At 65.8% G+C, this 527-nt stretch carries 1 protein-coding gene; it reads left to right on the top strand.

All coding sequences use genetic code 11. The features are described 5' to 3' along the window. A partial coding sequence (locus B9Z49_RS21975; protein WP_233254762.1) for an Ig-like domain-containing protein occupies nucleotides 1-527 on the top strand: 527 nt, incomplete at both ends.

The following is a 527-nucleotide window of genomic DNA, read 5'->3' as shown; positions in this document are numbered from 1 at the left end:
GTCCACCAGCGGCAGCGCAGCGGGCGGCTACACCCAATACACGGCCACCTTCACGCCGTCTGCCAACGCCAGCGGCAGCGCCACCGTTGGCGTCAAATCCAGCGCGTTCACCGATGCGGCGGGCAATACCAACGCGGACACCTACGTCAGCCCCGCCCCCGCAGGAGCCACGCAAGAGGACAACAACCAAGTGGTGCTGGCCTACAACACCCGCACCAACCCGGCCACACCCGACACCACCGCCCCCACCATCGCGATCACGGCCGACAAAGCCACACTCGCGGCCGGCCAGACGGCGCAGCTGAGCTTTGTGTTGTCCGAGCCCTCCAGCGACTTTGTGCAAAGCGATGTGCAAGCCAGTGGCGGCACACTCTCCAACTGGGTGCAAGTGAGTCCTACCCAGTACACCGCCACCTTCACGCCGGCAGCCGGCAGCCAGGGCGTGGGCAGCGTGAACGTGGCCAGCAACGCATTCCGTGATGCGGCACTGAACGCCAATGCTGATGGTGCAGACGCCAACAACACGG

It is taken from the genome of Limnohabitans sp. 2KL-51 (assembly GCF_003063645.1).
Lineage (GTDB): Bacteria > Pseudomonadota > Gammaproteobacteria > Burkholderiales > Burkholderiaceae_C > Limnohabitans_A.
Note: the sequence above shows the minus strand (reverse complement) of the source record. Positions and strands in the feature narration are given on the sequence as shown.